Source organism: Xanthomonas sp. SHU 166, assembly GCF_000364685.1.
Classification (GTDB): Bacteria; Pseudomonadota; Gammaproteobacteria; order Xanthomonadales; family Xanthomonadaceae; genus Xanthomonas_A; species Xanthomonas_A sontii.
Genome location: NZ_AQOJ01000344.1, coordinates 1 through 3,954, shown reverse-complemented (window position 1 = coordinate 3,954; position 3,954 = coordinate 1). Strand labels below are relative to the sequence as shown.

The 3,954-nt window shown below is 69.4% G+C and carries 2 protein-coding genes; one reads left to right on the top strand and one right to left on the bottom strand.

Going from position 1 to position 3,954, the window contains the following annotated elements:
* Window positions 1–600 (top strand): efflux RND transporter periplasmic adaptor subunit (locus D180_RS10090; protein WP_017912700.1); only part of this gene is annotated, 600 nt, incomplete at its 5' end.
* A 301-nt stretch (window positions 601–901) separates the two neighbouring features.
* On the opposite strand, the gene D180_RS10085 is transcribed toward D180_RS10090, so the two are convergent.
* The gene (locus D180_RS10085; RefSeq protein WP_017912699.1) at window positions 902–3,382 is read right to left on the bottom strand and encodes a S8 family serine peptidase; all 2,481 of its coding nucleotides are present in this window, start codon (window positions 3,380–3,382) and stop codon (window positions 902–904) included.
* Between the last annotated feature and the right edge of the window lie 572 nt (window positions 3,383–3,954).

Below are 3,954 nucleotides of genomic sequence, written 5' to 3'. Positions count from 1 at the left end.
GCCGCGGTGATCTCCGCCGAAGCGCGCTCGGACGCCGAAGCCACCGCGCGTTCGGCGCAGGCCGACGTGCACCGCAGCGCGGCGCTGCGCGGCCAGGCCACCGCGGCACAGGCGCAGGCGGTGGCATCGGTGGAACAGGCGCAGGCCGCGCTCGACCTGGCCGAGCTGGATCTGCAGCGCACCCAGGTCCGCGCCACCGCCGACGGCTACATCACCAATCTGGAAGTGCGCGTCGGCGACTACGCCCAGGCCGGCAGTGCGCGCCTGGCGCTGGTCCGCGACGATGCGATGTGGGTCTACGGCTATTTCGAGGAAACCAAGCTGCCGCGGGTCCACGTCGGCGACCGCGCCGACATCCGCCTGATGAGCGGCGGCCTGATGCTGCACGGCCAGGTCGAGGGCATCGCCCGCGGCATTTCCGACAGCGACAATCCGACCGGCACCTCGCTGCTGGCCAACGTCAGCCCCACCTTCAACTGGATCCGCCTGGCGCAGCGCGTGCCGGTGCGCATCCGCATCGATCCGGCCAGCGTGCCGCAGGGCACCCTGCTCGCTGCGGGCATGACCGCCACGGTCAGCGTGCATCCGCGGGAAAACTGATGCCGCGCCTATGGGGCCTCCAGCGATCAGGCAGGCTCACGTGTAGTAGCGGTTTTCGGGGCAGCTCCAACAACGACGAAACGTCATTTGCAGAGCGGCTTCAGCCGCGACGCGCATTCCTGCTACACCGCGTCGCGGCTGAAGCCGCTCCCACACGTTGCAAGGACAGATCCCGCCGAGCCGCGGCAACAACGGGTTGCCAGTGGCGCGCTCGCAGCGGCAGCAGACGCCTACCGCAGCAAACCAGCACGGCGCAGGCCTTGCGCCTGCGCGCATGCTGTCGCCGCGGTCACCGCAGTCCTCAGTCCTTGGCCTGCCGATTGACGCCGAGGAAGCGCCCGGCGATCACCGCATAGCCGCTTCGCGACACCGTGCTGCCCGGATCGAAGTAGGCATGCAGGGTCGGCTGCAGGTCCTGCGGCCCTTGGGTCAACGCGAAGCGCGCATTGAGGATGCCGGCATCCAGCGCCAGCTGCACGTAGCCGCGCAGGTTGCTCGGGATCGCCGCCACGTCCTCGATCGGCAGGCGCTGGTTGTTGTAACTCACCGACAGCGTGCCGTCGAAGGCCAGCGCCTGCGTCTGCAGGCCCAGCGCCTGCACCAGCGAATACGCCAACTGCAGTTTGCTGACAGCGTCGTTGGGGCGGAAATCGCCGGCGACCAGCCCCATCACCGCGGCCTGGTTCTGCTGCAGGTCGCGCAGCACCCCGCCCTTGCCCACGGCTGCCTCGGCAAACGGATAGGCCGGGTCGTTGCGGCCGAGCCCGCTGAAGCTGGGCGTGGCCGGCAGCGCCTGGCGCACGCCGGCACCCATCACCAGATAGCGCGCCAACTCCGCGCGCTTGAGCGGATTCTGCGGGCGGAACAAGCCATCGGCGTAACCGTCGATCAGGCGGTTGGCGACCGCGTACTCCACCGCGCCGCGATCGCGGTCGCCGCTGGCGACGTCGTTGAGGCCGGTGTAGCCGCCACTGCGCAGGAAATCCAGGGTGCCGCGCACCGTGCCCGGGGCCGCGATGCCGTTGCTGCCCTTGGGCGCCACCGGCACGCCGCTGATCGAACCGATGCCGCGCACACTGATGGTCCAGGTGCCCGGCTTGCCCGGCGCACCGACACTGACCGTGCTGCCCAGCAACGGCAGCGCCACCGGCGAGCCGTGGCTGACGCCGTCCGGATCGGTCAGCACCAGCGCCTGGGTGTTGGCGTCGATAGTGGCCTTGGCGCTGACCCAGGCGACGTCCTTGCCGACGGTGAACGCCTGCGTTTGCGGCGTACCCACCGGCGAGAACGCCACCTCGAACGGCTGGCTGCCGCCGGGCAGCACCAGCGCATTGCTGTAGAACGGATGCAGGGAATTGACCGTCTTGCCGAAGCCGCTGCGCTGCTTGCTCGCTTCCAACAGCGCGGCATAGGCATTCACGTAGCCCGCGCCAGCCTCCCAGTACGTGCGCCCGGGGATGTTGGTGGCGGTGCGTTCGAGCAGGTCCTTGACCTGGTCCGGGGTCAGGTCCGGGTTGGCCTCCAGCAGCAGCGCGACGATGCCGGCCACGTGCGGGGTGGCCATCGAGGTACCGCTCATGGTGGTGTAGAACGGCAGTTGCGCCGGCGCGATCAGCTTGCTGTCCTTGTCCGCGGCCAGCGGCGGCAACGCGCCGGTGGAATCTCGGGTGGAGACGATGTCCACGCCGGGCGCGGTGATCGTCGGCTCGTTGAGATAGGTCCAGGTCTTGCCGTCGGCCATGGTGAAGCTGCCGCTCTCGCCGCGCTTGCCGCGCGATGAGAAGTCGGCCAGCGTGCCGTCCTTCTCGCCCGCGGCCACCGAGATCACCCACGGCGCCTGCGCGTACGGATTGTGGGTGTCTTCCTTGGGACCGTCGTTGCCGGCGGCGAACACGCTGACGATGCCGCGCTTGTACAGCTCGTAGGTGGCGACGTTGACCGGATTCTGCGGATCGAACTTGCCGGAGGAGCCCCAGGAATTGCTGGTGACGCGGATCGGATCCTTGAAGCTGAACTGATGCGTGGCCGCATAATCCAGACCGCCGACCGCGTCCAGGATCAGCAGCACCGCACCGGATCCGTAGCCGACCAGACTGGCGCCGGTCGCCACGCCGCGATAGGCGCCGTTGGACTGCGCGCCGGTGCCGCCGACCGTGCCGGCGCAGTGCGTGCCATGGCCGGAGCCGAGGTCGGTATTGGGCACGCCCTCCGCATAGGTGATCGGCAGCATCGCATCGACGTTGGCCAGGTTGGTGGTGCCCAGCACGTTCTGCACGACGCGGGTGCCGTAGGCGAGATCGCGATGGGTGGCATCGATGCCGGAATCGTTGATCATCACCCCGACGCCGCGGCCGCTGTAGGGCAGCGCGCGGCCGAAATCGCCGGGATTGCCCTGCGCGCGGTCCACGCCGGTCAGCTCGCGAGCTTCCTTGTTGAAATAGCGCAGCGGTGCGTTGTAGTAGATCGAGGCGACGTCGTCGCGCTGCGCCAGCGCGCGGATCTCGGCAGGCGTGGCCAGCGCGCCGGCGATCGGCAGCGTGCGCATGGTGATCCCGCGGGTGATGCCCAGCGCATGCAGCGCGGTGAGTTGCGAGGCCGAGACCGGCCCGGACTGATCGTAGGTGATCACGATCTGCAGTGCGTCGCCGGCCGGCGCAGCGGCGAGCTTGGCTTCCAGCACCTGGTCGAGATGGGCGGCGGCCAGGGCGTCGCCGCCGGCGAGTACACCGCCGGCGAGGACGGCGCAGATACCGACGGCAAGAACGGGACGGCGAATGGACATTGCGGAATCTCCGGATCGTCGAAGCCCGTAGCGGGCGGTCACCGCAGCGTGCGGGGCGCACCGATGCGCGGCCAATCCGGTATCGCACCCAGGCCGGCCGGGTGGAAACACCCAGCCGAGGCGCATGCAACTACCACGGGATTGGAGGGTGCGCTCCCCTGTCGCCGCTCGCGACAGTCGGCACTGCACGGCGAGCCACACGCCGGGGCATGCCACCCGATCCAGCGAACACCGCGGCTGGAACGGCAACAGAGTGCATGGCAGGCAGAGGGCGCCGACATGCGGCAAAAACAGGGTGCGGGGAGCGGCGTGCCCGATCCGGCGCATCGGCGCGCGGTGCGGCCGAAAGGAATGCGGGACGTGCGGGGCCCATTCCGATTCCCGGACGCCATTCCGGGGAGCGGTGGAACCCCGCACGTCCAGCACGGGGGATCGCGGTGGCTGCCGACCACGCCGCCGAACGGCGACAGCGTGATCGAAGACAACCGCGAAAACGTCAACGACAGCAGTCGATCGGACGGCGCTTCATTTGGTCGAAGAACGGCGGCCTCCGGACTGCATCGCAAGCACCG

Bases quoted from the DNA above. Each gene is read 5' to 3' on its own strand.
- D180_RS10085 (WP_017912699.1), bottom strand. From the start codon at position 3,382: ATGTCCATTCGCCGTCCCGTTCTTGCCGTCGGTATCTGCGCCGTCCTC.